27 protein-coding genes are annotated in these 26,576 nt (G+C 71.8%); 17 read left to right on the plus strand and 10 right to left on the minus strand.

Features of this window, described 5'->3' with window-relative positions; genetic code table 11:
* Window positions 1–24: 24 nt before the first annotated feature.
* On the minus strand, window positions 25–1,221 hold the full coding sequence (locus tag AC0OLQ_RS32840; protein WP_357338443.1) for a PP2C family protein-serine/threonine phosphatase: 1,197 nt from the start codon (window positions 1,219–1,221) through the stop codon (window positions 25–27).
* Window positions 1,222–1,520: 299 nt separating this feature from the next.
* On the opposite strand from AC0OLQ_RS32840, the gene AC0OLQ_RS32845 reads away from it, so the two are divergent.
* Both AC0OLQ_RS32845 and AC0OLQ_RS32850 read left to right on the plus strand, forming a co-directional pair.
* The gene (locus AC0OLQ_RS32845) at window positions 1,521–3,947 is read left to right on the plus strand and encodes a M28 family peptidase (protein ID WP_484529362.1); all 2,427 of its coding nucleotides are present in this window, start codon (window positions 1,521–1,523) and stop codon (window positions 3,945–3,947) included.
* Between the two features lie 96 nt (window positions 3,948–4,043).
* Window positions 4,044–4,646 carry a dihydrofolate reductase family protein gene (locus AC0OLQ_RS32850; RefSeq protein WP_484529363.1) on the plus strand — a complete coding sequence of 201 codons (603 nt, stop codon included), beginning with the start codon at window positions 4,044–4,046 and terminating at the stop codon, window positions 4,644–4,646.
* An 18-nt stretch (window positions 4,647–4,664) separates the two neighbouring features.
* On the opposite strand, the gene AC0OLQ_RS32855 is transcribed toward AC0OLQ_RS32850, so the two are convergent.
* Window positions 4,665–5,834, minus strand: coding sequence for a low temperature requirement protein A (locus tag AC0OLQ_RS32855; protein ID WP_484529364.1), 1,170 nt, complete (start codon window positions 5,832–5,834; stop codon window positions 4,665–4,667).
* 186 nt (window positions 5,835–6,020) lie between these two features.
* Between AC0OLQ_RS32855 and AC0OLQ_RS32860 the strand changes: the two genes are divergently transcribed.
* Genes AC0OLQ_RS32860 through AC0OLQ_RS32870 form a run of 3 tightly spaced genes read left to right on the plus strand, consistent with a single transcriptional unit; the run spans window position 6,021 to window position 7,600 of the window.
* Window positions 6,021–6,491, plus strand: coding sequence for a hypothetical protein (locus tag AC0OLQ_RS32860; protein WP_484529365.1), 471 nt, complete (start codon window positions 6,021–6,023; stop codon window positions 6,489–6,491).
* 57 nt (window positions 6,492–6,548) lie between these two features.
* Window positions 6,549–6,908 carry an ArsR/SmtB family transcription factor gene (locus tag AC0OLQ_RS32865; RefSeq protein WP_484529366.1) on the plus strand — a complete coding sequence of 120 codons (360 nt, stop codon included), beginning with the start codon at window positions 6,549–6,551 and terminating at the stop codon, window positions 6,906–6,908.
* Window positions 6,905–7,600: a cation diffusion facilitator family transporter gene (locus AC0OLQ_RS32870; protein ID WP_484529367.1), complete on the plus strand. Its 696-nt coding sequence runs from the start codon at window positions 6,905–6,907 to the stop codon at window positions 7,598–7,600. The genes AC0OLQ_RS32865 and AC0OLQ_RS32870 overlap by 4 nt, the downstream gene beginning before the upstream one ends.
* 94 nt (window positions 7,601–7,694) lie before the next feature.
* Here AC0OLQ_RS32870 and AC0OLQ_RS32875 read toward each other — a convergent pair whose 3' ends face one another.
* Complete coding sequence (locus AC0OLQ_RS32875; protein WP_484529368.1) at window positions 7,695–8,303, minus strand: PadR family transcriptional regulator; 609 nt, start codon at window positions 8,301–8,303, stop codon at window positions 7,695–7,697.
* 87 nt (window positions 8,304–8,390) lie between these two features.
* Here AC0OLQ_RS32875 and AC0OLQ_RS32880 point away from each other — a divergent pair, with 87 nt between their 5' ends.
* From AC0OLQ_RS32880 to AC0OLQ_RS32890, 3 genes are all read left to right on the plus strand, one after another.
* Complete coding sequence (locus AC0OLQ_RS32880) at window positions 8,391–9,089, plus strand: DUF998 domain-containing protein (RefSeq protein ID WP_484529369.1); 699 nt, start codon at window positions 8,391–8,393, stop codon at window positions 9,087–9,089.
* Window positions 9,090–9,277: 188 nt separating this feature from the next.
* Window positions 9,278–9,436, plus strand: a complete 159-nt coding sequence (locus tag AC0OLQ_RS32885) for a hypothetical protein (RefSeq protein WP_484529370.1) — start codon at window positions 9,278–9,280, stop codon at window positions 9,434–9,436.
* A 73-nt stretch (window positions 9,437–9,509) separates the two neighbouring features.
* A complete protein-coding gene (locus AC0OLQ_RS32890) occupies window positions 9,510–9,917 on the plus strand; it encodes a DUF2267 domain-containing protein (RefSeq protein ID WP_484529371.1) in 408 nt (135 codons plus the stop codon).
* Between the two features lie 112 nt (window positions 9,918–10,029).
* On the opposite strand, the gene AC0OLQ_RS32895 is transcribed toward AC0OLQ_RS32890, so the two are convergent.
* The 4 genes from AC0OLQ_RS32895 to AC0OLQ_RS32910 form a co-directional block, all read right to left on the minus strand.
* The gene (locus AC0OLQ_RS32895) at window positions 10,030–10,506 is read right to left on the minus strand and encodes a hypothetical protein (RefSeq protein ID WP_484529372.1); all 477 of its coding nucleotides are present in this window, start codon (window positions 10,504–10,506) and stop codon (window positions 10,030–10,032) included.
* A gap of 342 nt (window positions 10,507–10,848) precedes the next feature.
* Window positions 10,849–11,103 carry a Smr/MutS family protein gene (locus AC0OLQ_RS32900; protein WP_046564396.1) on the minus strand — a complete coding sequence of 85 codons (255 nt, stop codon included), beginning with the start codon at window positions 11,101–11,103 and terminating at the stop codon, window positions 10,849–10,851.
* A gap of 59 nt (window positions 11,104–11,162) precedes the next feature.
* Window positions 11,163–11,528: a tetratricopeptide repeat protein gene (locus AC0OLQ_RS32905; protein WP_484529373.1), complete on the minus strand. Its 366-nt coding sequence runs from the start codon at window positions 11,526–11,528 to the stop codon at window positions 11,163–11,165.
* An 88-nt stretch (window positions 11,529–11,616) separates the two neighbouring features.
* Window positions 11,617–12,387: an ROK family protein gene (locus tag AC0OLQ_RS32910; protein ID WP_357334686.1), complete on the minus strand. Its 771-nt coding sequence runs from the start codon at window positions 12,385–12,387 to the stop codon at window positions 11,617–11,619.
* An 89-nt stretch (window positions 12,388–12,476) separates the two neighbouring features.
* Between AC0OLQ_RS32910 and AC0OLQ_RS32915 the strand changes: the two genes are divergently transcribed.
* From AC0OLQ_RS32915 to AC0OLQ_RS32925, 3 genes are all read left to right on the plus strand, one after another.
* A complete protein-coding gene (locus AC0OLQ_RS32915) occupies window positions 12,477–14,114 on the plus strand; it encodes an ABC-F family ATP-binding cassette domain-containing protein (protein ID WP_484529374.1) in 1,638 nt (545 codons plus the stop codon).
* Window positions 14,115–14,152: 38 nt separating this feature from the next.
* Window positions 14,153–14,470, plus strand: a complete 318-nt coding sequence (locus AC0OLQ_RS32920; protein ID WP_262282959.1) for a hypothetical protein — start codon at window positions 14,153–14,155, stop codon at window positions 14,468–14,470.
* Window positions 14,471–14,557: 87 nt separating this feature from the next.
* The gene (locus AC0OLQ_RS32925; RefSeq protein ID WP_484529375.1) at window positions 14,558–15,283 is read left to right on the plus strand and encodes a methyltransferase domain-containing protein; all 726 of its coding nucleotides are present in this window, start codon (window positions 14,558–14,560) and stop codon (window positions 15,281–15,283) included.
* A gap of 49 nt (window positions 15,284–15,332) precedes the next feature.
* Here the strand turns inward: AC0OLQ_RS32925 and AC0OLQ_RS32930 are convergent, their stop codons facing one another.
* On the minus strand, window positions 15,333–16,340 hold the full coding sequence (locus AC0OLQ_RS32930; protein WP_484529376.1) for a LacI family DNA-binding transcriptional regulator: 1,008 nt from the start codon (window positions 16,338–16,340) through the stop codon (window positions 15,333–15,335).
* Window positions 16,341–16,488: 148 nt separating this feature from the next.
* Here AC0OLQ_RS32930 and arfA point away from each other — a divergent pair, with 148 nt between their 5' ends.
* From arfA to AC0OLQ_RS32955, 5 genes are read left to right on the plus strand one after another with little or no spacing between them, the layout of a single operon-like run.
* Complete coding sequence (gene arfA / locus AC0OLQ_RS32935; protein ID WP_484529377.1) at window positions 16,489–18,000, plus strand: arabinosylfuranosidase ArfA; 1,512 nt, start codon at window positions 16,489–16,491, stop codon at window positions 17,998–18,000.
* Between the two features lie 37 nt (window positions 18,001–18,037).
* Window positions 18,038–19,369 carry an ABC transporter substrate-binding protein gene (locus AC0OLQ_RS32940; protein ID WP_484529378.1) on the plus strand — a complete coding sequence of 444 codons (1,332 nt, stop codon included), beginning with the start codon at window positions 18,038–18,040 and terminating at the stop codon, window positions 19,367–19,369.
* A 6-nt stretch (window positions 19,370–19,375) separates the two neighbouring features.
* The gene (locus AC0OLQ_RS32945; protein ID WP_484529379.1) at window positions 19,376–20,338 is read left to right on the plus strand and encodes a carbohydrate ABC transporter permease; all 963 of its coding nucleotides are present in this window, start codon (window positions 19,376–19,378) and stop codon (window positions 20,336–20,338) included.
* A 10-nt stretch (window positions 20,339–20,348) separates the two neighbouring features.
* Window positions 20,349–21,173, plus strand: a complete 825-nt coding sequence (locus AC0OLQ_RS32950) for a carbohydrate ABC transporter permease (protein WP_357334670.1) — start codon at window positions 20,349–20,351, stop codon at window positions 21,171–21,173.
* The gene (locus tag AC0OLQ_RS32955) at window positions 21,170–22,183 is read left to right on the plus strand and encodes a glycoside hydrolase family 43 protein (protein WP_484529380.1); all 1,014 of its coding nucleotides are present in this window, start codon (window positions 21,170–21,172) and stop codon (window positions 22,181–22,183) included. Before AC0OLQ_RS32950 ends, AC0OLQ_RS32955 begins: the two co-directional genes overlap by 4 nt.
* Window positions 22,184–22,240: 57 nt before the next feature.
* Here AC0OLQ_RS32955 and AC0OLQ_RS32960 read toward each other — a convergent pair whose 3' ends face one another.
* Complete coding sequence (locus tag AC0OLQ_RS32960) at window positions 22,241–23,734, minus strand: amino acid permease (protein ID WP_484529381.1); 1,494 nt, start codon at window positions 23,732–23,734, stop codon at window positions 22,241–22,243.
* Between the two features lie 306 nt (window positions 23,735–24,040).
* Between AC0OLQ_RS32960 and AC0OLQ_RS32965 the strand changes: the two genes are divergently transcribed.
* Window positions 24,041–25,699, plus strand: a complete 1,659-nt coding sequence (locus tag AC0OLQ_RS32965) for a glycoside hydrolase family 10-like protein (protein WP_484529382.1) — start codon at window positions 24,041–24,043, stop codon at window positions 25,697–25,699.
* Window positions 25,700–25,750: 51 nt separating this feature from the next.
* Here AC0OLQ_RS32965 and AC0OLQ_RS32970 read toward each other — a convergent pair whose 3' ends face one another.
* Window positions 25,751–26,437 (minus strand): class I SAM-dependent methyltransferase, encoded by a 687-nt coding sequence (locus AC0OLQ_RS32970; protein ID WP_484529383.1) that lies wholly within the window; start codon window positions 26,435–26,437, stop codon window positions 25,751–25,753.
* Window positions 26,438–26,576: the final 139 nt, after the last annotated feature.

Genomic DNA, 26,576 nt, shown 5'->3' on the forward strand with positions numbered 1-26,576 from the left:
GCAGAAGCGGCTCACACCTCGCGCTCACCGGCCGGCGCCCCGGGTGAGCAGCAGCATGGCGACGTCGTCGGCGAGCGGGCCGCCGTTGAGCTGCTCGGCCCGGCCGACCAGCCAGGCGGGCAGCTCGGCCAGGGGCACGGCGCGGTTGGCCGGGTCGGCGAGCAGGTCGGTCAGCCCCGGCACGTCCAGCCGGTCGTCACCGGTGCCCACCCGACCCTCGATGAGGCCGTCGGTGTACATCAGCAGGGACCAGTCATCGGTGTCGAACTCCAGGTCGAAGGCAACAGGCCGGCGCGGCCGTACGCCGAGCAGCAGACCGCCGCGCGCCGGCACCGGGGCGACCTTACCCCCGCTGAGCAGCAACGGCGGCGGATGACCGGCGAGTCGCACGGTGGCCCGGTTGGCCGCCAGGTCGAGCCGGGTGGTGGCCACCGTGGCGAAAATCTCCTGGAGCCGGCGCTCGCTCATCAGCACCTGCTCCAGCGCGGGCAGCACCTCCTCGTCCGGCACCCCGGCAAGGACCAGGGCCCGCCAGGCGACCCGCAGCTCGACGCCGAGGGCGGCCTCATCCACGCCGTGGCCGCAGACGTCGCCGACGATCAGGTCGATCCGGTCCGGCCGGGTCTGCACCACGTCGTAGAAGTCACCGCCGATCAGCGCGGCGTGCCGGCCCGGGCGGTAGAAGGTGTGCACCGACACCTGGTCGGTGGTCATCAGCGGCTGGGGCAGCAGGCCGCGCTCCAGGCGCGCCGACTCGGCCTGGCGCAGCTCCACCTCGCGCAGCCGGCGGGCGTTCTCGTCGGCCCGCTTGCGCTCCACCGCGTAGCGCAGCGCCCGGGTCAGCAGGACCCCGTCAACCTGCCCCTTGACCAGGTAGTCCTGTGCGCCCTCGGCGACCGCGACGATGCCCAGGTGCTCGTCGGAGCGGCCGGTGAGCACGCAGACCGCCGACCCGCTGGCCATCTCCAGCACCTGGCGCAGCCCGTCCAGGCCCTGCGCGTCGGGCAGGCCCAGGTCGAGCAGGACGCAGTCGACCCCCATCACCCGCTGCCGGGCCTCGCTGAGACTGGTGGCGACCAGCAGGTCGATCATCGAGTTGGTCTCGGCGAGCAGCTCGCCGACCAGGAAGGCGTCGCCCTCGTCGTCCTCGACCAGCAGGACCCGCAGCCGCTCGCCGGGCGGCACGCTGCCGTAGTGCCCGAGCCCCGCCTGCGGCACCACGGGGGCACCGGCCAGACCGGCCCCCCGGTGCGGCCGGGTCACCGCCGCGAGACGCGGGAGTTCGCTGGTGATGTCGGGCTCCTTCCGAGTGCCCCGCTGATCCTGTATCAGACAACGGTCGCACACAACACGAGCGGAGTCGGGGCGGGCAGACCCACCTAACGGACAGCGGCACGGCCGACGCCCGATGTTACGCCGCGACCGGCGTCCGGCCCGGATCACACCGGCCGGAGGGAGTGCCCACGCAGGCCGCACGGGTGCAGGATGATGCCCAACCCGAAGCACCCCGAGGAGTCACCGTGGGCGTACCCCCCACCCGCCCCGCCGACCGCGCGCCGGCCCGGCCGCCGGGCGTACCGCCCACCCGACCGGCCGACCGGGCGCTGGCCCGGCCCCGCCGGCGGCTGCCCGCCGCGCTCGCCGCGCTGGCCGCGCTGCTCGCCGTGGGCGCCGGCGTCCTGGTCGACCTGGCCACCCCGGCGCCGCGCCCCGCCGACGCCCCGGCGGACGCGTTCAGCGCCGAGCGGGCGTACCAGAATGTCAAGGTCATCGCGGCGCGGCCGCACGTGGCCGGCAGCGCCGCCAACGACCAGGTCCGGGAGCACGTCGTGGGCGTGCTGCGCGGGCTGGGCCTGGAGACCGAGGTGCAGGACACCGTGGCCCCGGAGGCCGGGCAGCTCAGCGGGGCGGCCGGCGGCGCGACCCTGGCCCGGGTCCGCAACGTGGTGGCCCGGCTGCCCGGCACCGACCCCACCGGGCGGGTCTTCCTGGTGGCCCACTACGACTCGGTGCAGTCCGGGCCGGGCGGCAACGACGACGCCGCCGGCACGTCCACCATCCTGGAGGTGGCCCGGGCGCTGGCCGCCGGCCCGCGTCCCCGCAACGACGTGGTCCTCGTGCTCACCGACGCGGAGGAGGCCTGCCTCTGCGGCGCCGCCGGCTTCGCCGCCGACCACCCGCTGGCCGCCGACGGCGGCGTGGTGCTCAACCTGGAGGCGCGCGGCTCCACCGGTCCGGTGATCATGTTCGAGACGTCCCGGAACAACGCGAAGCTGGTGGAGGCCTTCGGCCGGGCCGCCCCGCACCCGGTGGGCACCTCGTTCGCGGTGGAGATCTACCGGGCGCTGCCCAACGACACCGACTTCACCGCCTTCCTCGACCACCGGTTCGTCGGGCTGAACTCGGCGTACATCGACGGGGGCGCGGTCTACCACACCCCGCTCGACGTGCCAGCGGCGATGAACCGGGGCAGCCTCCAGATGCACGGCGACAACGCCCTCGGCCTGGCCCGCGAGTTCGGCCGGACCGACCTGCGCGACCTGCGGTCCGGCCACGACGACACCTACTTCCCGGTGCCCGGCGGACTGGTCCGCTATCCCGGGTGGCTGACCCTGCCGCTGGCGCTGGCCGCCCTGGTCGCGGTCGGCGCGCTCGGCTGGCTGCTGCGCCGGCGCGGCCGGGCCACCGCAGGACGGCTCGCGGCCGGCGTCGGGCTGACCCTGGTCCCGATCGTCGCCGCCCCGCTGAGCGCGGGGCTGCTCTGGACCGCGATCACGACCATCCGCCCCGGCTACGCCGAGCTGCTCGACCCCTACCGCCCGGTCTGGTACCGGCTCGCCGTGGTGGCGCTCGCCGCCGCGATCCTGTTCGCCTGGTACGCGCTGACCCGCCGTCGGTTCGGCCCGGCCGCCCTGGCCTTCGGCGGGCTGTTCTGGCTGGCCCTGTTCGGGGTGCTGCTCGCCGTGCTGGTGCCCGGTGGGGCGTACCTGACCACCCTGCCCGCCCTGGCCGGCGCCCTGGCCGGCCTGGCGGCGCTGGCCACCCGGCGGGACGGCCCCTGGCCGGTGGTCGCAGTGACCCTGGCCGGCGCGGTGGCCGTGGTGATCCTGCTGCCCACCGTGGTGCTGCTCTTCCCCGCGCTCGGCATGGGCATGGGTGGTGTGGCGGCGCTCTTCGCGGTGCTGCTCGGCCTGGCCGCGCTGCCCGTGGTGGACCTGCTGCACCCGCAGGCCGGCGGCCAGCGGGGCCTGGTGGCGCTCCGGGCCCGCCGGCTCGGCACGCTGCCGGCCGGCGCCGCCGCGCTCGCCGCCGTGGTGCTCGCCGGGGTCGGCCTGGCCGTGGACCGCTTCGACGCCGCGCACCCCGTGCCGACCCACCTCATGTACGCCCTCGACGCCGGCACCGGCAAGGCGCAGTGGCTCAGCCACGAGGAGGACCCGCAGTCCTGGACCGACGGCTACGTCGACGGCACCGTCTCTGTGGCCGACGACTTCCCGGGGCTGGGTGACGCGGAGCTGCGGGCCGGGCCGGCGCAGGCGGCGAGCCTGCCCGCCCCGAAGCTGGACACCCTCTCCGACACCCGCTCGGGTGACCAGCGGGTGCTGCGCGTCCGGGTGCTGCCCCAGCGACCGGTCCGCCTGCTCTCCCTGCACGTGGACACCTCCACCGCCGAGGTGCGCTCGGCGACGGTGGCCGGGCGGGACGTGCCGGTCAAGGCCCGCGAGGGCCGGTGGGGCTTCGGCGTCGTCTTCCACGCCCCGCCGCCCGAGGGCGTCGAGGTCACCCTAACCCTGGTGCCGAAGGCGGGACAGGTGAACCTGCGCGCGATGGACGCCAGCGACGGGCTGGGCGGGCTTCCCGGGTTCCGGGCCCGGCCCGCGGACGTCGGCGTGGTCGGTTCGCACAGCTCGGAGATGCTGGCGGTGGCCCGCACCTATCCCCTCTAGCGGCCGCGGAAAATTTCTTGGGACGGATGTCGAGGGGAGGCGCCCCAGCTTCTACCCCTGGGTGAAGGACACGCACACGACCTGAGGAGCAGCACGATGACGAAGGTGACGACCGGAGCCACCATGTCGCTGGACGGCTACATCGCCGACGCGTCCCACGGTGGCTTCGAACACCTCTTCCAGTGGTACGGCAACGGCGACGTGGAGACGCCGACGGCCAACCCCGACATGACCTTCCGTACGTCGACGGCGAGTGCGGAACACATTCGCGACCTGATCGAGCGGACCGGTGCGCTCGTCGTCGGCCGGCGGCTGTTCGACATGACCAACGGCTGGGGCGGCCGGCACCCGATGGACGTGCCGGTGGTCGTGGTCACGCACCACGTGCCGGAGGGCTGGGACCGGGAGGGCGACTCGTTCGTGTTCGTCACGGACGGCATCGAGAGCGCGATCGACCGGGCCAGGGCCATCGCCGGCGACAAGGAGGTCGGTGTCAACGGCGGCACCATCGCCACGCAGGTCCTGGAGGCCGGCCTGCTCGACGAGGTCCACGTCGACCTCGTCCCGGTCCTGCTCGGCGACGGCATCCCGCTCTTCGCGAACCTGCGGATCGCGCCCCTCGACCTGGAGGGCCCCACCAGGGTCGTGCAGGGCAACGGAGTCACCCACCTCGCCTACCGGGTCCGCAAGGCGGGCTGACGCTGCGAGTCGCATCCGTCAGCCGGGCCGTCCCCGCAGCGGGCGTCGAGGCCTCCGCCCGGCCATGGCGTCGCTGGTCACCACCCCCGCCAATATCAGCACGACGAGGGTGGTGACCAGCACCGGGGGCCAGCCGCCCACCAACGGCATCACGGCCAGCAGGATCAGCAGCCAGAGCACCCGGTGCCACGGGGCGGTGCCGATGATCCGGTAGGTAAACAGGATGCGCCCGAGCAAGAGGAGCGCCGGCCCGCCGAGGATCAGGGCGATCCACCGCGCCGGCGTGTCGCCGGTGGGCTGCCCCACGACCAGGTCGAACCCGGCGGCGGTGCCGACGATGCCGGCCAGCATGACCAGGTGGGTGTACGGCGCCAACCGGGTCGCCCGCCGGAGCAGCCGCGGCGCGGTGGTCCGCACGATGGCGCCGGCCCCCAGGACGTAGATCTGCCAGAGCAGCAGCATGGCGGCGAAGGCGCTCAGAAAGGCGACCCACCGGGCGCGGGTGAAGTCGGCGGCGTGGATCTCCAGCGTCGGCACCAGGATGATGTCGCCGAGCGCCAGGATGATGAACTGCTGGTAGCGCTCACCCAGGTGCTCGGTGGTGTTCTCGTACTGCGCGACGGGCACCCGGCCGAGTCCGGGCGTCGGGTAGCGCGCCGCGGACGAGACGTAGTCGATCGCCACCGCCACGGCCCAGAGCGTCCACTGCGGCTCCACCATCGACCCGCCGATCCAGAGGACGCCGGAGACCAGGAACCAGAAGAGGAAGCGTGCGGCCCGTCCCTCGGCCTGGTGCCGTTGCCGGTGCAGCACGCTCACCAGCACCACGCCCCGCACGAGGTGCGGGACCACGTACCCGAGGGCGAAGACCATGGCGTGCGACTCGACGGCCACCGCCGCCGCCATCACGACGGCACCCAGCGCGGTCACCATCAGGATGGCCTGGATCGGTCGCTGGTCGGGGTCGTAGAAGTCCGTGGTGGTGGAGGTGACCGACCAGGTCCACCAGATCGCCATCAGCATGATCACGACCGGCCCGGCGCCGGCCCACGAGTTCCGCTCGGCGATCAGCATCGAGACCAGCGCCAGGGCCGCCACGAAGACGACGTCGAAGAGCAGCTCCAGCAGGGTCGCCCGGGTGGACCCGTCCGGCCGGCGCACCAGCGCCCTGCCGCCTCCGGTCGTCATTGCCCGGCCTCCCGTCGACATCAGGTCGCGGGCGACGCTGCGTCCCGGAGAATTATCGGCCCGCCGCGGCGGCCCGTCCCCGGATCGGCGTTCCCGCCCCACCACCGGGCAGACGTGATGTAACAGGCACCGGGGTCGCTCGCGCCTGTACAGAGGTGAAGTCAAGCCTGCGCGAACGGCACTTCCATGCCTGACCTTTCCTCGATCGCCCGAGAGCGGGCAGCGCTGGCGACCATCGCCGACGCGATCGTCGCGGCGTCGGTCGACAAGGGCCTCCGGATCGAGGTGGCCTGCCCCACGTCCCGCCTCGCCGTGGTCGACCATCTGGCGCAGGCCCTGCACGCCCGAGGCCGCGTCTGCCGCTGCCGACCGGCCGGGCCGAACCCGGGAGAGGCCGGCCACCCGCCCCCGCGGCGGGGCCAGCACGGTTCGGCTGCCGTGATCATCACGGGCGGGCTCGCCACCGGGATCGATCGTGGCGTGCTGTGCGTGGACGTCCGGGTGACCGCCGCCGTTCCCGTCCAGGATGACGGCGTGAGCGGCACCGGGTTCCCGGCCGACCGTGATCCGGACATCATCCTCGACTACCAGGATCCGGCCGGGCCGATGATCCGCTACCTGGCGCCCCACCTGTCGGCCGGCGCTCGAGACGGGTGAGCCGGTCTCTCGCGACACACCGGCCGTCTAATCGCCGAAGGCGGCTATCATCGCGCCATGGCGATTGGTTGCACTCCCGGACTGGCTCCGGCGGTCGCGCTGTTCCGGTCCCTCGGCGACCCGACCCGGCTGGCGATCCTGCGCCGACTCGCGTCCGGCGAGGCGCGGGTGGTCGATCTGACCGGCGAGTTGGGGTTGGCGCAGTCGACGGTGTCGAGGCACCTGGCGTGTCTTCGGGACTGCGGCCTGATCGACTACCGGGTCGAGGGTCGCCAGTCGCTTTACGCGCTCACCCGGCCGGAGTTGCTGCACCTGCTGCGCTCGGCGGAACAGGTCCTGGCGGCCACGGGTGACGCGGTCGCCCTGTGCCCGGTCTACGGCACCACGGCCGGCTCGCCCGCAGAGGTGGCGGCGTGAGCGTCTCGCTGCTGACTCCTGAGCGTCGCGTGGTGCTGTCGCGCCGCAGCCTGTGGCTGGCCTACGCCACCGCCGGCTACAACCTCATCGAGGGCGTGGTCGCGATCGCCGCCGGCGCGGCGGCCTCGTCCACGGCGCTGCTCGGCTTCGGCCTGGATTCGCTGGTCGAGGTCTCCAGCGCGGCCGTGGTGATCTGGCAGTTCCGCTCCCGGGTGCCGGAGGACCGGGAGCGGCTGGCGCTGCGCCTGATCGGCGTGTCGTTCTTCGCCCTGGCCGCCTGGGTGACCTTCGACGCCGTGCGCTCACTGCTCGCCGGCGGCGAGGCCGAGCACAGCCCGGTCGGCATCGGCATCGCGGTCGCCTCGCTGATCGTGATGCCGTTGCTCGTACGGGCCAAGCGGCGCACCGGCCGGGAACTCGGCTCGGCCACCGTCCTGGCGGACTCCACCCAGACGATGCTCTGCACCTACCTGTCGGCGGTGCTGCTCGTCGGCCTGGTCGTCAACGCCGCCTGGGGCTGGTCGTGGGCCGACCCGATCGCCGCGCTCGTCATCGCGGGGGTCGCGGTGAAGGAGGGCCGGGAGGCCTGGCGCGGCGAGCACTGCGACGACTGCGCACCGCTCCCGGCCACCGACGCGAGGGCCGGCCAGCTCTCCGGCTGCGCGGACGGGTGCTGCACCGACGCCGGATGACCCTGGTGGTCCGTGTTCGGGTCCGGCTGGTCGGCCCAGGACATGGCGATCCGGTTGACGAGGACGCCGGACCGGCGAGCGCCCACACGAGCCGTCAAAGGTCCGCTTGACGTGGCGGGCCGAGAGGCGCCGCACGGCCCAGGCGTTCGGCGGTCTCTCGCATCTCCCTCTGATTCCAGGTGATGGAGCCGTCCTGGAGGCCGGCCACGACACTGTCGATCCAGTGGATTTCCGCCTCGATCATCGTCCGCAGGTATTCGGTCTCCAGCATGGTCACGCGCGAAAGCTCGACGCCGGCCTTCGCCACCAGCGCGTCGCGTTCGGCAAGCCGCTGGAGCAGCCGGTCGCGACGGGTGGCCAGCAGGTCCTGAGTGGCCCGTGGAGAGATCATCGGCAGGAACGAGAGCGCCGCCGGCAGTTCCGGGAACTCGTTGCGCGGCGTGGACAGGATCTCGGCGATCCACTGGCGGGACGCGGCGCGCCCGGCGTCGGTGAGCTGGTAGGTCGTGCGCTCCGGGTACAGGTGGTCGCGCGTGGTCTCGTGTACTTCGATCAACCCGGCCTCGGCGAGCCGGTTGATCGTCTTGTACAGGGTGGCGCGTTGTCCGACGTTGACCACCTGGTCTTTCCCCCACTGCTTGATCAGCTGCTGCATGCGGTACGGGTGCAGCGGACCGTCTTCGAGGAGCCCGAGGATCGTCAACGCCAGAGGAGAGCGACGGAAGCCGTTGGTCGCCCGGGAACCATATACTAGTTGCCGAGATACTAGTCGCCATGCGACTATCGATCCATGACGACTCACAGAACCTCCCCCGAAGTCCGGCCGCTTCCCGCCGCCGTGACCGGCTCCCACCTGTCTCGCGTGCTGGCCCTCGGCGCTGTCGCCGGCCCGGTGCTCTTCACGCTGGCCTGGCTCGTCCTGAGTTTCGTGAGCCCCGGCTACACCGTCGCCGGCACCCACATCGCGCCCTACTCGCTGGTGAGCCAGCCCATCAGCGGCCTCGGCATGGGCGACACCGCCCCGTTCATGAACGCCGCCTTCGTGCTTAGCGGGCTGCTGCTTCTCGCCGGCGTCGTCGGCGTCTTCCAGGGCACCGCCGGCACCGGCCGACCCGCGACGCGGTGGGTCAGCACCGTCCTGCTCGCGCTGTCGCCCGTCGGCCTCGTGGTGGTCGGCCTCTTCGACCTGGACTCACCGCTGCCGCACTTCACCGGCGCCGCGCTGATCTACATACTGCCGATCGTCAGCTTCCCGCTCGCCGGCCGCTACCTGCGCGGCATCCCACAGTGGCGGCGCTTCGGCAACGGGCTGCTGATCGCGGGTGCGCTGACCCTCGTGCTCACCGCCGTCTTCTCGATGACCTTCGACCAGAACGCGACGGCTGCCGGCCACGGCATCGCCGGCCTGACCCAGCGGGTCCTGTTCACCGAGGTGCTCGCCTGGTTCGCCGCGATGGGCTGGTGGGCCCGCCGCCAGCGGGAAGCGTGAGGAGCTGAGATCGGCAGGGGCAGCGTGGGAGGTTGGGCAGCCCCGGCTCATACTTCCAGCGGAAATGTGCGAACCGGAGCAGACCAGCGCGTTGACCTGCGACGCAATGCCAACCCAAGATCGCGGGAACAGATCGGGCACAACCCAGCCCATCACCCGACCACCGCCAGCCGAGCACCAGCGGTCTGGTGGAACGAACAGGTCAACTTCACTACCTGGTGGCGCCGCTGGTCGGCCTCGCCATCTTCCTCCTCCTTCCCCTGTTCTACGCCGTCACCAGCGCCGGTCTGTACCAGCTTCGGGTGACCCGCCGGATCACCCACCGCCCTCCGCCACCCCGCGGCTGAGGGCGGGCGAACCGCCGTTTCACCCCGGCGGGCGCGGGTATCCGCCGCAATCCGGTTCGAGAGGGGATCCGAGGTGGACTACACCGAGTTCATCCAGTCCGTGGCAGCGCGACCGAAGGTTCCGCCGGGGCAGGCGGAACCGATCACCCGCGCCACGCTCGAGACGTTGGCAGAACGGATCACTGGTGGCCAGGCGAGAGACCTCGCCTCCCAGCTTCCTGAGGAGCTACGAGGCCTGGTGGGTAGGCCCACCGAAGATCCGGAACGGTTCGGGCTCGTCGAGTTCTTCGAACGGGTGCAGTCACGGGCCGGGGTGGATCGCCAGGTGGCCACCGACGGAGCACAGGCCGTGCTGGATACCCTTCGTGAGTCGGCCAGCGCGAAGGAGTACGGGGACCTTGTCGACCAGTTGCCGCAGGAGTTCTGGCAGTTGACCGGGCCGGGGACGGGACGGCTCGAGCCCCGCCGGGTCGGCACCTAGCCAGTGAGTCTTGTAAGCGAGGCATCCGGCCACGAACACGCGCCGCATCCCCGTCAAAACCGCGTCGCGTCGCGCGGCTCAACCCTCGCTTGCCGTCGGGAGGGTCTTGAGTTCAGGACTCATGGTGCCACGCAATTGGAGCGGCGGCCTGTCTCACGTCGCCGCACTCAGCCCCTGCCTTCGACTCCTTCTCGATCGCCTCGACCACGAGATCCGCGCGGGTGTGTCGACCAAGCCACCGGGCGAGGTTCGACTTCTGGACAGCCCAACCGTGGACCACCTGACCGTGCCTTGTCTGCACGCCTATGCCGTGATAGCCGGCGTCCACGCGAACGATCGTGTTGAGATCGATTCGGTACGTCCTGAGCTTGTTCCGGATCACCAACTCAGAGCTGGTCAACGTGATCGACGGGCGCAACGCGTTCACGTAGACCAAAGCTGCCAAGCCGCCGAGCAGCACCACAGCAACAACCTTCGAAGCGAAATCGAGCCCGCTGACGACGATGGCCGAGGCAACGATGCCGGCCAGAACCAGAACGAGGATGCCGAAAAACCGCCCCACTAGCGACACCCGCCACGTCTGCTGCATGGCGGCAGGATAAGACCACTCGACCAGCTGATCCAGATTTGGCCTGGTGCACCCGGCTGACGCTCGCCATCCACGGGTCGGAACTCGCTCTCGCACAGGCCCCCAAACAGCACCCAGACACATGGCACCGTCACAGCCCTCGCCGACGGGCGAACGCTCGCCGGCCTGCGTACCGGGCCGTCAGCAAGCGCGTCGCCGGCAATCCACAGGTTCAAGGCGGGGCACAGATCCGGCACAACTGAGCGCGAGCAACGGCGGAAGACGCCAAAAACCGACGGAAGGCGTTTCAGCAGGTCACAAGCCGTGCCGGGAGTCGCGTGAGAGGTCCGGAGGCTGGGGCTCTTACTTCCAGCGGAAATGCACGAAGAGACGGCCGAAGTTCTTCGAGTCCTTCTCGACCCGGTGGTACAGCTGCTTGACGTCCTTCTGGTCGAGGAAGCGCAGCACCTTCTTCTTGAGCTGGCCGGAGCCCTTACCAGGGATGATCTCCACCAGCGTGGCCTTCTTCGCCACCGCCTCGTCCATGATCCCGCGCAGGGCCCGGTCGATGTCGTGGCCCCGGTTGTAGATGTCGTGGAGATCGAGCTTGAGCTTCACGAGCCCATCCTAGGTACGCCAAAGGGCAGCCCGGCAGGGCTGCCCTTCGTCGTCAACCGTCAGCGACCGCCGACCTCGCCCTCCACCCGGCGCAGCGCCGCGGTGTAGTCGACGTTGGTCGAGTACATGGCCGCGGCGATGCGCAGGTGCCGCAGCGCGTCGACGGGACGGTTCATCCGCTCCAGCGTCCGGCCCAGCACGTGGTGCGCGTAGTGGTCGCTCGGGTCCCGGTCGACCAGCTCGCGCAGCTGCTCCTCGGCCCGGTTGAGCTGGGCCGACTGGAAGTACGCCCGGGCCAGCAGCTGCCGTACCGAGGAGTTGCCGGGCTCGGCCTCGACGATCGGTTCGAGCAGCCGGGCCGCTCCGGTCGGGTCACCCGCTTCGAAGAACATGGTCGCCCGCCGGTACTCCGCCAGAAGATCCACTCGATCCACCTCCTCCTGTCGCGCCAGCCCTTTGTCCGACGCTGGCACAACAACAGCCGTACCGCGAGTGTTCCTTCGGAGTGATCGCTCAGGTGGTCGGGTCGTACCGGTCGCCGACCAGGTCCCAGGCCCGGACACCACCGACGATTCCGGCCGTATTCGGGACGACCACGACGTCGTCGCCCATCCGGGCCAGTTGTTCCGGCCGGATCAGCCGCGAGTTGCCGCCGCCCAGGTAGAGCCGGTCCCAGCGGAAGACCGGCCGCAGGCCGTCCACCACCTGCCGGATCCGCCGCGACCAGAACGCGTCGCCGAGGCGCCGCCGTTCCGGCTCCCCGACGTACGTGTCGTAGGTGGTGTTCCAGCGCACCGGGGCGTGCGACAGCTCCAGGTGCGGGGCGAGCACCCCGCCGTCGAAGAGCGCGCTGCCCAGCCCGGTGCCGAGGGTCAGCACCAGCTCGCAGCCGGTCCCGGCGACCACGCCCGCGCCGTGCACCTCGGCGTCGTTGAGCACCAGCGCCGGGACGCCGAACGCCTCGGCCAGGGCGCTGCGCGCGTCGTATCCGGACCACTCGGCGACCAGTTGGGGGTCGACCCGGCTGCGCGGGCCGGAGCGGGTGACATAGTGCGGGGTGGCCACCACCACGCCGTGCCGGATCATGCCGGGCATCCCGACGGTGAGCCGGTCCGCCGGGGGCAGCCGGCCGCCGAGATCCAGCAGCGTCTTGACGAACAGGGCCGGCGGCAGCGGGTACGGCGTGGGGACCCGCAGCGGCCGGGCCCGCATCGTCCCCGCGGCGTCCAGCACGGAGGCCTTGATCCCGCCGCCCCCGCAGTCGATCGCCAGAGTGGTCACCACGGCTGTGAGTCTCCCTCACCTCGATCGCACCCCGAGCCCGGGTCATCCGATTCGCCGCGGCCGGCCGCGCCGGTAGGCTCGATCTCCTCATGAGCGCCACGTTGATCGCCAAGGACCTCACCGCCGGGCACGGCGACCGCCTCCTCTTCGCCGACCTGGACCTGGTGGTCGCCCCCGGCGACGTGGTCGGGCTGGTCGGGGTGAACGGCGCCGGCAAGTCCACCCTGCTGCGCACCCTGGCCGGGCTCCAGCCGCTGGAGCAGGGGTCGGTGGCGTTGAACCCGCCCACCGCCACGGTCGGCTACCTGCCGCAGGAGCCGGAGCGCCGCCCGGGTGAGACGGTCCGGGACTTCCTGGCCCGGCGGACCGGGGTGACCGCGGCGCAGGCGGCGCTGGACGCCGCCACCGAGGCGTTGACCGCCGGGGCGCCGGGCGCGGACGACGCGTACGGCACGGCGCTGGAGCGCTGGCTCGACCTGGGCGGGGCGGACCTGGACGAGCGGGCCGAGCAGGTCGCCGCCGAGTTGGGGCTCCGCGTCGACCTGGACCACTCGATGACCGGCCTCTCCGGCGGCCAGGCGGCCCGCGCCGGGCTGGCCTCGCTGCTGCTCAGCCGGTACGACGTCTTCCTGCTCGACGAGCCCACCAACGACCTCGACCTGGCCGGCCTGGACCGGCTGGAACGCTTCGTCACCGGGCTGCGCGCCGGCACGGTGCTGGTCAGCCACGACCGGGAGTTCCTCACCCGGACCGTCACCCGGATCGTGGAGCTGGACCTGCACCAGGGGCAGGTCAACCACTTCGGCGGCGGCTACGCGGCCTACCTGGAGGAGCGCGAGGTGGCCCGGCGGCACGCCCGCGAGGACTACGAGGAGTACGCCGGCACCCGCGCCCAGTTGGAGGCGCGGGCCCGGACGCAGCGGTCGTGGATGGAGAAGGGCGTGAAGAACGCCCGCCGCAAGGCCACCGACAACGACAAGATCGGCCGGAAGTTCCGGTCGGAGTCCAGCGAGAAGCAGGCCGCCAAGGCCCGGCAGACCGAGCGGTTGATCGAGCGGCTGGACGTGGTCGAGGAGCCGCGCAAGGAGTGGGCGCTGCGGATGGAGATCGCCGCCGCGCCCCGCGCCGGCGCCGTCGTGGCCGCGCTCCGGGGCGCCGTGGTACGCCGCGGCGACTTCACCCTCGGCCCGGTGGACCTCCAGATCGACTGGGCCGACCGGGTGGCGATCACCGGGGCGAACGGGTCCGGCAAGAGCACCCTGCTGGCCGCGCTGCTGGGCCGGCTGCCGCTGGACGAGGGGCACGCGGCGCTCGGTCCGGGCGTCGTGGTGGGCGAGGTGGACCAGGCCCGGGGGCTCTTCCTCGGCGACCAGCCCCTGCTGGACGCGTTCGGGGCGGCCGTACCCGAGCTGAACCCGGCGGACGTGCGGACGCTGCTGGCCAAGTTCGGCCTCCGGGCCGACCACGTGCTGCGGCCGGCGGCCACCCTCTCCCCCGGCGAGCGCACCCGGGCCGCGCTGGCCCTGCTCCAGGGGCGCGGGGTGAACCTGCTGGTGCTCGACGAGCCGACCAACCACCTGGACCTGCCGGCGATCGAGCAGCTCGAGTCGGCCCTGGCCGGCTACCCGGGGACGCTGCTGCTGGTGACCCACGACCGGCGGATGCTGGACGCGGTGAGCGTGAACCGGCGGCTGCGGGTGACGGACGGACGGATCGCCGAGGATTGATCCGTGCCGATCCGGTCGCGCGGGGTGAGAATGAGCCCATGCTCAAGTGGGAGTACGCGCTGCTGGTCCGCCGCCGCCAGGCCGCCACCACCGACATCGGGTGGGAGGTCGTCTTCATCTGGTACGGCCCGGACGGCTCCATGATCGACGTCACGCCGTACGGCGACACCGCGCTGGCCCACCTGAACCGGGCCGGTGACCAGGGCTGGGAACTGGTCGCGATGAGTGAGGACCCGTCGCTGCCCGGCAACAACGAGTTGCACCGCTACCACCTCAAACGACCGAAGGCGCCCGCTCCGCAGCCGCGCCAGCGGATGCGCGGCTCCCGCACCGCCCGCCGCACCATCGCCGGCTGACCACCGCCCGCCTGGAAGCGGCCGGGACTCCGGCGGGTGAGGCATATCGGGCGGGGATGCGGGTATCGCGCCGCCCGGAGGTGGCGAATGGTGGCGGTGGCGCAATCCGCACTCTCTGGCGAGCGGCTGCGGGAGGTCGACGGCTTCCTCGCCGACGCGTGGGCCGATCTGGCCCGGCACGACGAGCGGCTGCGCGGGCTGGCCGTCGAGGTGCGCTTCGACCGGGGCGTCGCCCACCTCGACGGCGCGGTCGCCGACCCGGCCGAGCTGCGGCTGGTCCGGGACCTGGTGGGCCGGCTCGCCGGGGTGTTCGGCGTCTGGGGCCGGGTGAGCGTCGCCGGCCGGGCGCCGGTGGTGGTGGACCTGGGCTGCGGGGCGACCAAGCAGTGGCCGGGCAACCTGGGGCTGGACATCTACCCGGCGCCCGGGGTGGACGCGGTGGCCGACCTCTCCGGCTCGCTGCCGCTGGCCGACGACTCGGTGGACGTCTTCTTCGCGGTGCACATCCTGGAGCACCTGATCGACTTCCTGCCGCTGCTCGACGAGTGTCACCGGGCGCTGCGCCCGGGCGGCGTGCTGCACGTGATGAGCCCCTGGTGGCGGCACGTGAACGCGGTGGCCGACCCGACCCACGTCCGGCTGCTGGACGTGCAGACCTTCAAGGGCATCTGCGGTCAGCGCCCGCCCGGCACCCCGCGCTGGTATCCGCTGCACGTGGGCAACGACGGCGCCTCCATCTTCGCCGACCTCACCCCCTTGCCTCCCGACGCCCCACCCCCACCCGGTTCCCACCTGGCCCGCTTCTTCGACTGACCCGCACCGGAACCCGCCGTCCGACACGGGCACGCCGCCAACCTCATGATCAACGGGGCGGAGCGGATTCGCGGAGGGCCAGCCGGTGGGGGGCGACCAGTTCGCGGGGTGGGGCCTCCCGGTCGCCCGTCAGGCGGCCGGCCAGGAGTTCGACCGCCAGGCGGGCGATGCGTTCCTTGTCGGGGGCGACCGTGCTCAGGGTCGGGATGGAGAAGCGGCCGTCCTCGATGTCGTCGAAGCCGGCGACCGCGACGTCGTCGGGCACCCGCAGGCCCGCCTCGTGCAGGGCGCGCAGCGCGCCGAGGGCCAGGGTGTCGTTGAAGCAGAAGACGGCGTCGGGGCGTACCTCGGAGGTGAGCAGGTGCCGCATGGCGGCCGCGCCGTCCGCGCGGTGCCAGGCCGGCGCGGGCGCCACCAGGCGCTCGTCGTAGCCGATGCCGGCGTCGGCCAGCGCGGCGGTGTAGCCGGCCAGGCGGAGTCGGGCGCTGGCCCCCTCGGGGGTGCGCTGCGAGCCGATCGCGGCGATCCGGCGGCGGCCGAGCCCGACCAGGTGGGCGGTGATCTCCCGGGCGGCGGCCACGTTGTCGACCACCACGTGGTCGGCGGGGCCGTGGTCGACCCGCTCGCCGAGCAGCACCATCGGCATGCCGTCGAGGCCGACGAGGTCGTCGGCGGTGAGCGCGAGCGGGCTGAAGATGAGGCCGTCGATCATGTGGTCGCCGATCCCGCTGGCCGCCTTGCGTTCCTGCTCCGGGCCGCCGCCGGTCTGGTCGATCAGCACCGTCCAGCCGTGCTCGGCGGCGGCGGTGACCACGTGCCGGGCCAGCTCGGCGAAGTAGGGGATGTCGAGCTCCGGCACGGCCAGGGCGATCACCCCGGTGCGCCCCTTGCGCAGGTTGCGGGCCGAGAGGTTGGGCCGGTAGTTGAGTTCGGCGATGGCCGCCTCGACCCGGGCGCGGGTGTCCGCGCGGACGTGCAGGTAGCCGTTGACGACGTTGGAGACGGTCTTCACCGACACGCCGGCCCGTTCCGCGACGTCCTTGAGCCTGTGCCGCACTGAACTTCCTCCCGGGTGACTGCTGGGGCGCACTCTACCGCGTCACGACGACGTAACGACCCCTTTACATCGTTGCTTACAACGTTGTACAAACCAGGGACACCGGTGACCGAGGTCACCGGGACAGCACCGAGGAAAGGGTGGCACCGTGCCGAACGCGCAGCTGACGATCGACCCGACCTTCACCATCGGCGCGGCCGACCGTCGCCTCTTCGGCTCCTTCGTCGAGCACATGGGGCGCTGCGTCTACGGCGGAGTCTACGAACCGGGGCACCCGGACGCCGACCCGCGCGGCTTCCGGCGCGACGTGCTGGAGCTGACCCGCGAGCTGGGCGTATCGGTGGTCCGCTACCCCGGCGGCAACTTCGTCTCCGGCTACCGGTGGGAGGACGGCGTCGGCCCGGTCGGCGACCGTCCGCGCCGGCTGGACCTGGCCTGGAAGACCATCGAGACCAACGCGTTCGGGCTGGACGAGTTCATGACCTGGGCGGCCGAGGCCGGCGTCGAGCCGATGATGGCGGTCAACCTCGGCACCCGCGGCGTGCAGGAGGCCTGCGACCTGCTGGAGTACGCCAACCACCCGGGCGGCACCCAGCTGTCCGACCTGCGCCGCAAGCACGGCGCCGAGGAGCCGTACGGGGTCCGGCTCTGGTGCCTGGGCAACGAGCTGGACGGGCCGTGGCAGGTCGGCCACAAGACCGCCGACGAGTACGGCCGCCTCGCCGCCGAGACCGCCCGCGCCATGAAGATGATCGACCCGTCGATCAGCCTGGTCGCCTGCGGCAGCTCCAACCGGGGGATGCCGACCTTCGCCTCGTGGGAGGCGACCGTCCTGGAGCACACCTACGAGCACGTCGACTACATCTCGGCCCACACCTACTACGACCCGTCCGACGGCGACCGGGCCAGCATCCTGGCCTCCGCCGTCGACATGGACAGCTTCATCCGCGAGGTGGTCGCCACGGCCGACCACGTGGCCGCCAAGCAGCGGCACAAGCGCAAGGTGAAGATCTCCTTCGACGAGTGGAACGTCTGGTACCAGTCCCGCCTCCAGGCCGACCTCGACCGGCGCGGCTGGGTCGAGGCGCCGGCCCTCATCGAGGACGACTTCACGGCGGTCGACGCCGTGGTGGTCGGCGACCTGCTGATCACCCTGCTCCGGAACGCCGACCGGGTCGGGGTGGCCTGCCAGGCGCAGCTCGCCAACGTGATCGCCCCGATCCGCACCCGCAACGGGGGGCCGGCCTGGCGGCAGAGCATCTTCCACCCCTTCGCCCTGACCGCCCGGTACGCGCGGGGCACCGTGCTGCGCACCGAGCCGGTCGGCCCGACGTACGAGACGAAGCGGTACGGCGAGGTGCCGGTGCTGGACACCGTCGCCGTGCACGACGAGGAGACCGGCGAACTGGCGGTCTTCGCGGTCAACCGGGGCTCTAACGAGCTCCCGCTCGACCTGGACCTGCGCGGGCTGCCCGGCCTGCGCGCCGTCGGTCACACCACCCTCGCGGCCGGTGCCGACCCGGCCGCCACGAACACCGAGGCGGAGCCCGAGCGGGTCACGCCTCGGGAGGTCACCACCCCCACCCTCGACGGCGGCCGGTGCTCCGTGGCGCTGCCCGCCTGCTCCTGGAACCTGCTGCGCTTCGCGCCTCAGCCGTGACCAGGCAATACTGCAACCCGTCCCCCAAGGAGTAAGCATGATCCAGAACGAGATGAGCCGGCGCCGGCTGCTCGGCCTCGGCGTCGGGCTCGGCGCGGCGGCCACGCTGACGCTGGCCGGCTGCGGCGGCGGCAGCAGCACCAAGGGGTCCACCGCGGCCGGCAACGGCGGCAAGGAATACACCGGCCCGAAGGTCGACCTGAAGCTCTGGAACGGCTTCACCGGCGGCGACGGCGACATCTTCAAGAAGCTGGTCGAGCAGTTCAACAGCGAGCACCAGAACATCGCCGTCAGCGTGATCACCTACGAGTGGCAGGACTACTACAGCAAGCTGCCCGGCGCGGTCACCAGCGGCAACGGCCCGGACATCGCGGTCATGCACATGGACCAGCTCGCCACCTTCGCCGCCCGCGGGGTGATCACCGAGCTGGACGACGTGGCCAAGGCCCTGGAACTGAGCGAGGGCGACTTCGCCCCGACGGTGTGGAAGGGCGGCATCTACCACGACAAGCGGTACGGCATCCCGCTGGACATGCACCCGATGGGCTTCTACTACAACAAGGCCGTCATGCAGAAGGGCGGCCTGGACCCGAACAAGCCGCCGACGACCAAGGACGAGTACACGGCGGCGCTCACCGAGCTGAAGAAGGCCGGCGTGCAGGGCTTCTGGGTCAGCCCGTTCCAGTTCACCGGCGGCATGACCTTCTACAGCCTGCTGCACCAGTGGGGTGGGACGCTCTTCGACCCCGAGGTGGCGAAGGCGACCTTCAACTCCGACCCGGCCGTCGAGGCGTGCACCTGGCTGGTCGACATGATCAAGCAGGGCTTCTCCCCGGCCAACGTCGGCCAGGACGCCGACTACCTGGCGCTCAAGAGCGGCAAGAACGCCTTCAACTTCAACGGCATCTGGCAGATCAACGACCTGAAGAAGAGCCCCCAGGTGCAGTGGGGCGTCGCCCCGCTGCCGCAGATCGGCAGCCAGAAGGCCACCTGGGCGAACTCGCACAACTTCACGATCGTCAAGCAGCGCAGCGCCGACAACAACAAGGTCTCCGGGGCGAAGGTCTTCATCAACTGGCTCAGCCAGCACTCGCTCGACTGGGCCAAGGGTGGCCAGATCCCGGCCCGCAAGGAGGTCCGGGAGGGTGCCGAGTTCAAGGCCCTGCCGGAGATCAGCGCACTCGCCCCCGAGCTGGAGTACGCCGCCTTCCCGCCGGCCTCGCCGGGCCTCGGCGAGGTCATGACCACCTTCTACAACTCCTTCAACGAGGCGGCGCTCGGCAAGAAGTCGCCGAAGCAGGCGCTGGACGACGGGGTGGACAAGGCCAACAAGCAGCTTGAGGACAACCGCAAGAAGTACGGGAGCTGATCCGCGGTGGCGGACGTGATCGAGGTCGGGGCGGCGCGTGGTGACGCGCCGCCCCCGGCGGGCAACCCCCGCCGCCGGGGCGTGACGGAACGGGGGCACCGCGCGACCCCGTACCTCTTCCTCGCGCCGTACCTGGTGCTCTTCCTGGTCTTCGGGCTGGCGCCGATCCTGTTCGGCGTCTGGATCAGCCTGCACCAGTGGGACCTCCAGCTGCCGAACCGGCCGTTCGTCGGGCTGGAGAACTACCGGGACCTGTTCTCCAGCGACTCGGCCGACTACGCGGACTGGTGGTCCAGCGTCCGGGCGACGGCGATCTTCACGGTGCTGTCGGTGCCGCTGCTGGTCGTGGTCCCGCTGGGCCTGGCCCTGCTGCTGAACCAGAAGTTCCCCGGCCGGACGTTCTTCCGGGCCGCCTTCTTCGCCCCGTACGTGCTCGGCGTCGCGGTGATCGGCCTGCTCTGGCGCTTCCTGCTGGACGCGAACCTCGGCCTGGTGAACCGGCTGCTCGGCGCGGTCGGGCTGCCCGCGGACACCCCGTGGGTGACCGACGTGCCGTGGGCCTGGGTGTCACTCGTCGGCGTGACGGTCTGGTGGACCTGCGGCTTCAACGCGGTGATCTACCTGGCCGGGCTCCAGGACATCCCGGCCGAGTTGTACGAGGCGGCGCGGATGGACGGCGCGAACGCCTGGGCCCGGTTCCGCCACGTCACCCTCCCCGGGCTGCGCCCGGTGCTGCTCTTCGTGCTCACCACGACCATCCTCGCCTCGGCGAACGTCTTCGGGCAGTCCTTCCTGATCACGCAGGGCGCCCCGGGCGAGCAGACCCGGACGGTGGTGTGGCGGATCGTCGACGAAGGGCTGCGCAACTACGACGTCGGCCAGGCGTCCGCGATGAGCGTGCTCTTCGCGCTGCTGCTGGCGGTGGTCAGCATCGTCAACTTCCGGCTGTTCCGCTACCGGGAAGACTGAGGGGACGACCATGACGAACGTGCGTCGGGTGGTGCGCTACGCCGCGCTGCTCCTGATCACCGCGGTGTTCGTGACCCCGCTGGTCTGGATGGCCCTGACCTCGCTGAAGACGTACGACGACGCGCAGCAGGACCCGCCGAGCTGGCTGCCGAACCCGTTCTCCAGCTACGGCTACGACCAGATCCTCCACAACACCGCCAACCCGGTCCTGCGCTGGTTCGTCAACAGCATGCTGGCCGCGAGCCTGCACACGCTGCTGGTGCTGGTCACCGCGTCGATGGCCGCGTACGCCCTGGCCCGGCTGCGGTTCCGGGGCCGGAAGCTGAGCTTCGCGCTGATCGTCGGCACGCTGTTCCTGCCGCCCACCTCGCTGATCATCCCGAACTTCGTGATCGCCGATCGGCTGAACTGGATCGACACCCTGACGGTGGTGGTCGTGCCCGGCGCGGCGAGCGCGTTCGGCGTCTTCTTCCTACGCCAGTTCTTCCTCTCCATCCCGGCCGAACTGGAGGAGGCGGCGGTGCTGGACGGGGCGAACCACTGGCAGGTCTTCTCCCAGGTGCTGCTGCCGCTGTCGAAGCCGGCGCTGGCCACTCTGGCGGTGCTGTCGTTCCTGACCAACTGGAACGACTTCCTCTGGCCGGTCTACGTGCTGTTCAGCCCGGAGCGGCTGACCCTGCCGGCCGGTCTGGGCCTGCTCCAGGGCGCCTACGTGACCGACTATCCGGTGATCATGGCAGGGGCGGTGCTGGCCAGCGTGCCGGTGCTGATCCTGTTCGTGCTCGCCCAGCGGCACATCATCCAGGGCGTGTCCCGCAGCGGCCTGAAGGGATGATCGACCGGCGGACCCGGCGACGCGGCGCGGCGGCCCTGGCCGCCGCGCTGCTCGTCGCCGGTTGCGGCAGCGGAGAAACCCCCTCGAGTACGCCGGAGGACGCGCACGTGTTCACCAACCCGGTCGTCCGCAGCGACGCCCCGGACCCGCAGGCGATCCGGGTCGGCGAGACCTGGTACCTGTTCCACACCAACTCGGGCGGCCGGAACGTCCCGGTGCTCACCTCGCCCGACCTGGTCGACTGGGCGCCGGCCGGTGACGCGCTGCCGGATCTGCCGGGCTGGGCCGACGCCGGGAAGACCTGGGCGCCGGAGGCCGTCCAGCTCGCCCCGGACCGGTTCGTCCTCTACTACACGGTGGCCGATCGGGCCTCCGGCCGGCAGTGCGTCGGCCGGGCGGTGGCGGCCACCCCGCTCGGGCCGTACCGGGACGACGCGGCCGGCCCGCTGGTCTGCCAGGCGGAGCTGGGCGGCTCGATCGACGCCAGCCCGTACCGGGACACCGACGGCAGCCTGTGGCTGCTCTGGAAGAACGACGGCAACGCCATCGGGGTGGACACCTGGCTCTGGTCGCAGCGCCTGTCGCCGGACGGCCTGCGGCTGATCGGCAGCCCGACGAAGCTGCTCAAGCAGACCGAGCCCTGGGAGGGCGCGCTCATCGAGGGGCCGTTCTTCCACCGCCACGACGGGAAGCTGCTGCTCTTCTTCGCCGCCAACGCCTACGACCAGGCGGGCTACGCCGAGGGCTACGCGGTCTGCGAGGGCCCGATCGGGCCGTGCGTGAAGGCCCCGGAGAACCCGATCCTGAAGTCCAACGGGGTCGCCTCCGGCCCGGGCCACGCGTCGATGATCGAGAAGGACGGCCGCACCTGGCTGCTCTACCACGCCTGGCCGCCCGGCCAGGAGGGCAGCACCGACCCGGGTCGCCAGGTGTGGCTCGACGAGGTGGTCTGGACCGACGGCAAGCCGGTCGTCAAGGGGCCGACGGCCACCCCGCAACCCCGGCCCTGAGCGCGGGAAGGGCCCCCTGCCGACGTCGGGCGTCGGCCGGGGGCCCTTCCCGGCGGGTCAGCGCAGGGCGGGGGACGGTTCGTCGGCGGCCGCCTCCCGGCGGGCCAGGCGGTTCTTCCGGTAGCCGTAGCCGAAGTAGATGAGCCCGCCGACCAGCATCCAGGCGAGGAACCGGAGCCAGGTCTCCACCGACAGGTTGAGCATCAGGTAGAGGCAGGCCAGCGCGGACACGATCGGCAGCACCGGCGAGAACGGCACCTTGAACGGCCGCTCCAGATCCGGGCGCCGCCGGCGCAGGATCGGCACCGCGACCGAGACCAGCACGAACGCGCAGAGCGCGCCGATGCTGACCAGGTCGGCCAGCGCGGAGAGCGGCAGGAAGCCGGCGAGCAGGGCCACGCCGATCGTCATGATCGCCGAGATCCGGTACGGGGTGCCCCAGCGCGGGTGCACCTTGGCGATCGACGGCGGGATCAGCCCGTCCCGGCCGATGGCGAAGCCGATCCGGCCCATGGCCACCAGGTCGACCAGGATCACGCTGGTCAGGCCGGCGACGGCGGCGATGGAGACCAGGACGGCGGCCCAGCCGGCGCCGACCGCCTCGAAGGCCGAGGCGATCGGGGCGCCCTCGTCGATGTCGGTGTAGCGCACCATGCCGACCACGACCAGCGAGACGCCGATGTACAGCACGGTGGAGACGCCCAGCGTGCCGAGCAGGCCCAGCGGCAGGTCCCGGCGGGGCTTGCGGGTCTCCTCGCCGAGGTTCGCCACGGCCTCGAAACCGGTGTACGCGAAGAACACCACCGCCGCGGCCGTGAGCACCCCGGCGAAGCCGAAGACGGAGGGCTCCAGCCCGAAGACGGCCTGGGTGACCGGCTGGCGGATGCCGTCCTCGCCCGCGCCGGCCGGCTCGGTCGACGGGATGAACGGGCTGAGGTTGGCGGCCTTCACGAAGAACAGCCCGGCGACCACGATGAAGACGCAGATGGCGACCTTGACCAGGACCAGCAGGTTGGTCACCCGGGCGGACTCCCGGATGCCGACGATGCCGATGACGCCGAGGATCAGCACGATCGCGATCGCGCCGAGGTTGACCACGCTGCCCTCCTCGGCGAACCAGGCGCTCGGCAGGTTGAACAGCGAGGCCAGGTAGCCGGACCAGCCCCGGGCCACCACCGCCGAGCCGAGGGCGAACTCCAGCAGCAGGTCCCAGCCGATGATCCAGGCGACGATCTCGCCCATCGTCGCGTACGCGTAGGTGTAGGCGCTGCCGGCGGTCGGCACGCTGGACGCCAGTTCCGCGTAGCAGAGCGCGGCGAGCAGCGCGACCACGCCGGCGATGGCGAAGGAGATCACCACGCCGGGGCCGGCGTGGTTCTTCGCCTCGATGCCGGTCAGTGTGAAGATGCCCGTGCCGATCACGATGCCGATGCCGAAGCCCATCAGGTCGACCGCGCCGAGCCGGCGACGCAGCCCGGGCCGGCCGTCCTCGCCGTCGGCCTCTCCCTGGGCGAGCACGTCCCGGATCGGTTTCGTCCGCAGGACGGACATGACCACCTCCCACCGTGCGACCACCACGGTGGCGGTCCGTGACCGGCCAAGCTACCCAGGCCCCAGCCCCGGTAATCCGGTACGCCGGGTGTCGGAAAGGTCACGGATCGGGTTGTGGTCCGACTCACCCTCGGACGTTCGGCCCCACCTGCCCATCGATCCGGCCGGAGGTCTTGCGCCACCTGCGGATTGATGAAAGTTTTCTACCAGCGATAGACAATCTGCGGCGAATCTTGCCGGATGCGCCGGGCGTCCGTCGCCACCCGAAACCGTCCCCCCGGGAGCCCAACGAAGGGACCGCACCGCATGAAGGCAACTCGGCTCAGAGCCGCCGGGCTGGCCGTGGCGCTGCTCGGCGCGCTCGTCGCCGGCACCCCCGCCAGCGCCGCGGAGAGCGACACGGCGACCGATTCCACCGCGACCACCTGCGTCACCGACCCGGCCGTCCCGAAGCGGCAGTTCCGGGCCATGTGGATCGCCTCGGTGACGAACATCGACTGGCCCACCAAGGCGTCCTGGACCGCGCCGGACCAGATCGCCAAGCAGAAGGCGGAGTACCTGGCCTGGCTCGACCTGGCCCAGAAGCTCAACCACAACGCCGTCGTGGTCCAGGTCCGCCCGACGGCGGACGCGTTCTGGCCCTCCGAGGTCGAGCCCTGGTCGGAGTACCTGACCGGCGTCCGCGGCCAGAACCCTGGCTGGGACCCGCTGGCCTTCCTCGTCGAGGAGTCGCACAAGCGGAACCTGGAGTTCCACGCCTGGATGAACCCGTACCGGGTCTCCATGCCGGCCCCCGGCGGCGCCGGCGCCGACATCTCGAAGCTCGCCCCGAACCACCCGGTGCGCCAGCACCCGGACTGGGTGTTCGCCTACCCGCCGGCCGGGGTCGCCGGCAGCCGGCTCTACTACAACCCCGGCATCCCCGAGGTCCGCGAGTTCGTGCAGACCGCGATGATGGACGCCGTCAAGCGGTACGACGTCGACGGCGTGCACTTCGACGACTACTTCTACCCGTACCCGAGCGGCACCTACCAGTACCCGGACGACGCCACGTTCGCGCAGTACAACCGGGGCTTCACCGACAAGGCCGACTGGCGGCGGGACAACATCAACCTGCTGATCCAGGAGATGAACGCCAAGATCAAGGCGGTCAAGCCGTGGGTGAAGTTCGGCGTCAGCCCGTTCGGCATCTGGCGCAACAAGTCGGCCGACCCGAACGGCTCGGACACCACCGGCTCGCAGTCGTACGACATCATCTCCGCCGACACGCGCAAGTGGGTCAAGGAGGAGTGGATCGACTACATCGTGCCGCAGCTCTACTGGTACATCGGCCAGTACCCGGCCGCCGACTACGCCCGGCTGGTGCCGTGGTGGGCGGAGACCGTGCGGGGCACCCGCGTCCAGCTCTACATCGGGCAGGCCGACTACAAGAGCGGTGACCCGGCGTACGGCTCGTTCTGGATGAACCCGCAGGAGCTGTCGAACCACCTGACGCTCAACCGGTCGTACCCGGAGGTGCTCGGCAACGTGCACTTCTCCGCGGTGCAGGTGCGGGCGAACCGGCTCGGCGCCACCGACATCTACGCGGCCGAGCACTACTCCCGACCGGCGCTGGTGCCGACCATGTCGCACCTGCCGGCCCAGCCGCTGCTCGCCCCGGTGGTCACCCGCGCCGAGCGGCAGGACGACGGGGTGCGCCTGAGCTGGCGGCAGCCGGCCTACGGCCAGGGCCCGCTCGGCGACGCCACCGGGTACGCGATCTACCGGTTCGACGGCGTCGGCCTGGCCGACCGCTGCGACTTCGCCGACGCGTCCCACCTGGTCGCGACCGTCCGTGGCACGGAGGGTGACGTGCAGTCCTGGGTGGACACCACGGCGTCGGCCGGGGCGCACACCTACTACGTGACCGCGCTGGACCGGCTCTGGAACGAGGGCCCGGTCAGCCCGCCGCGCTTCGTGCGCTGATCCGACCGGTGACGCCCGGGGCCCGCTCAGGGGTCCCGGGCGTCGCCGTGCTCAGCCGGCCCGGTGCAGCCGCACCTCCAACCCGATCAACCCGTCCCGGTCCACCTCGGCGCCGCCGAAGGCGCTCTCGGCGGCGAGCCGGGCGAAGGCGTCGGCGGTGACCGCGCGCCGGCGCAGCATCCGCAGCGCCGAGCGGGTCCAGAAGGCGTCCAGCCCGCGCAGCCCCATCCGGGCCACCTCCCGCTCGATGTCCGCGGCCGAGGCGTCCGCCCGCAGGTCGTGGATCACCGCGCGGCCGCCCGGCCGGAGCACCCGGTGCAGATCGTCCAGCGCCCGGACCGGGCGGACGAAGTTCTTGAACGCCGCCTGGCAGACCACCAGGTCGAACGAGTCCGCCGGGAAGGGCAGCTCGTGCACGTCGCCCTGGCGGAAGGTCACCTCGACCCCGGCGCGCCGGGCGGCCTCCCCCGCCAGCTCCACGAACGTCCGGCTGACGTCCAGCCCGGTGACCCGGTACGCCCCCAGCCGGGCCAGCTCGATCGCCAGGTAGCCGGGGCCGGGCGCCACCTCCAGCACCGCCGCCCCGGCGGGCAGCCCCTCGACCAGCCGGGCGGCCTGCCGCCGGTATTCGGCCAGCTGTGCGGCGGAGCCGCGGTTGCGGGCGTACCAGCGGGCGGTCGCCCCTTCCATCTCGGGCAGCAGCTTGCGCTTCGGCGGGTGCAGGTCCTTCGTGCTCATGTCTTCCTCCGTCTCGGATCGTGCGGGCACGAACCGACCCGGGGACGGGAGCCCGGTTATCGTTGCGGTTGCCACCTTGCGGCCGGGTTGCCGTTCCCGCGGTCTCGATTCGCAGGTCAGGACCCCGGCGGTGGTGTTC

The organism is Micromonospora sp. Utrum1 (assembly GCF_057197805.1).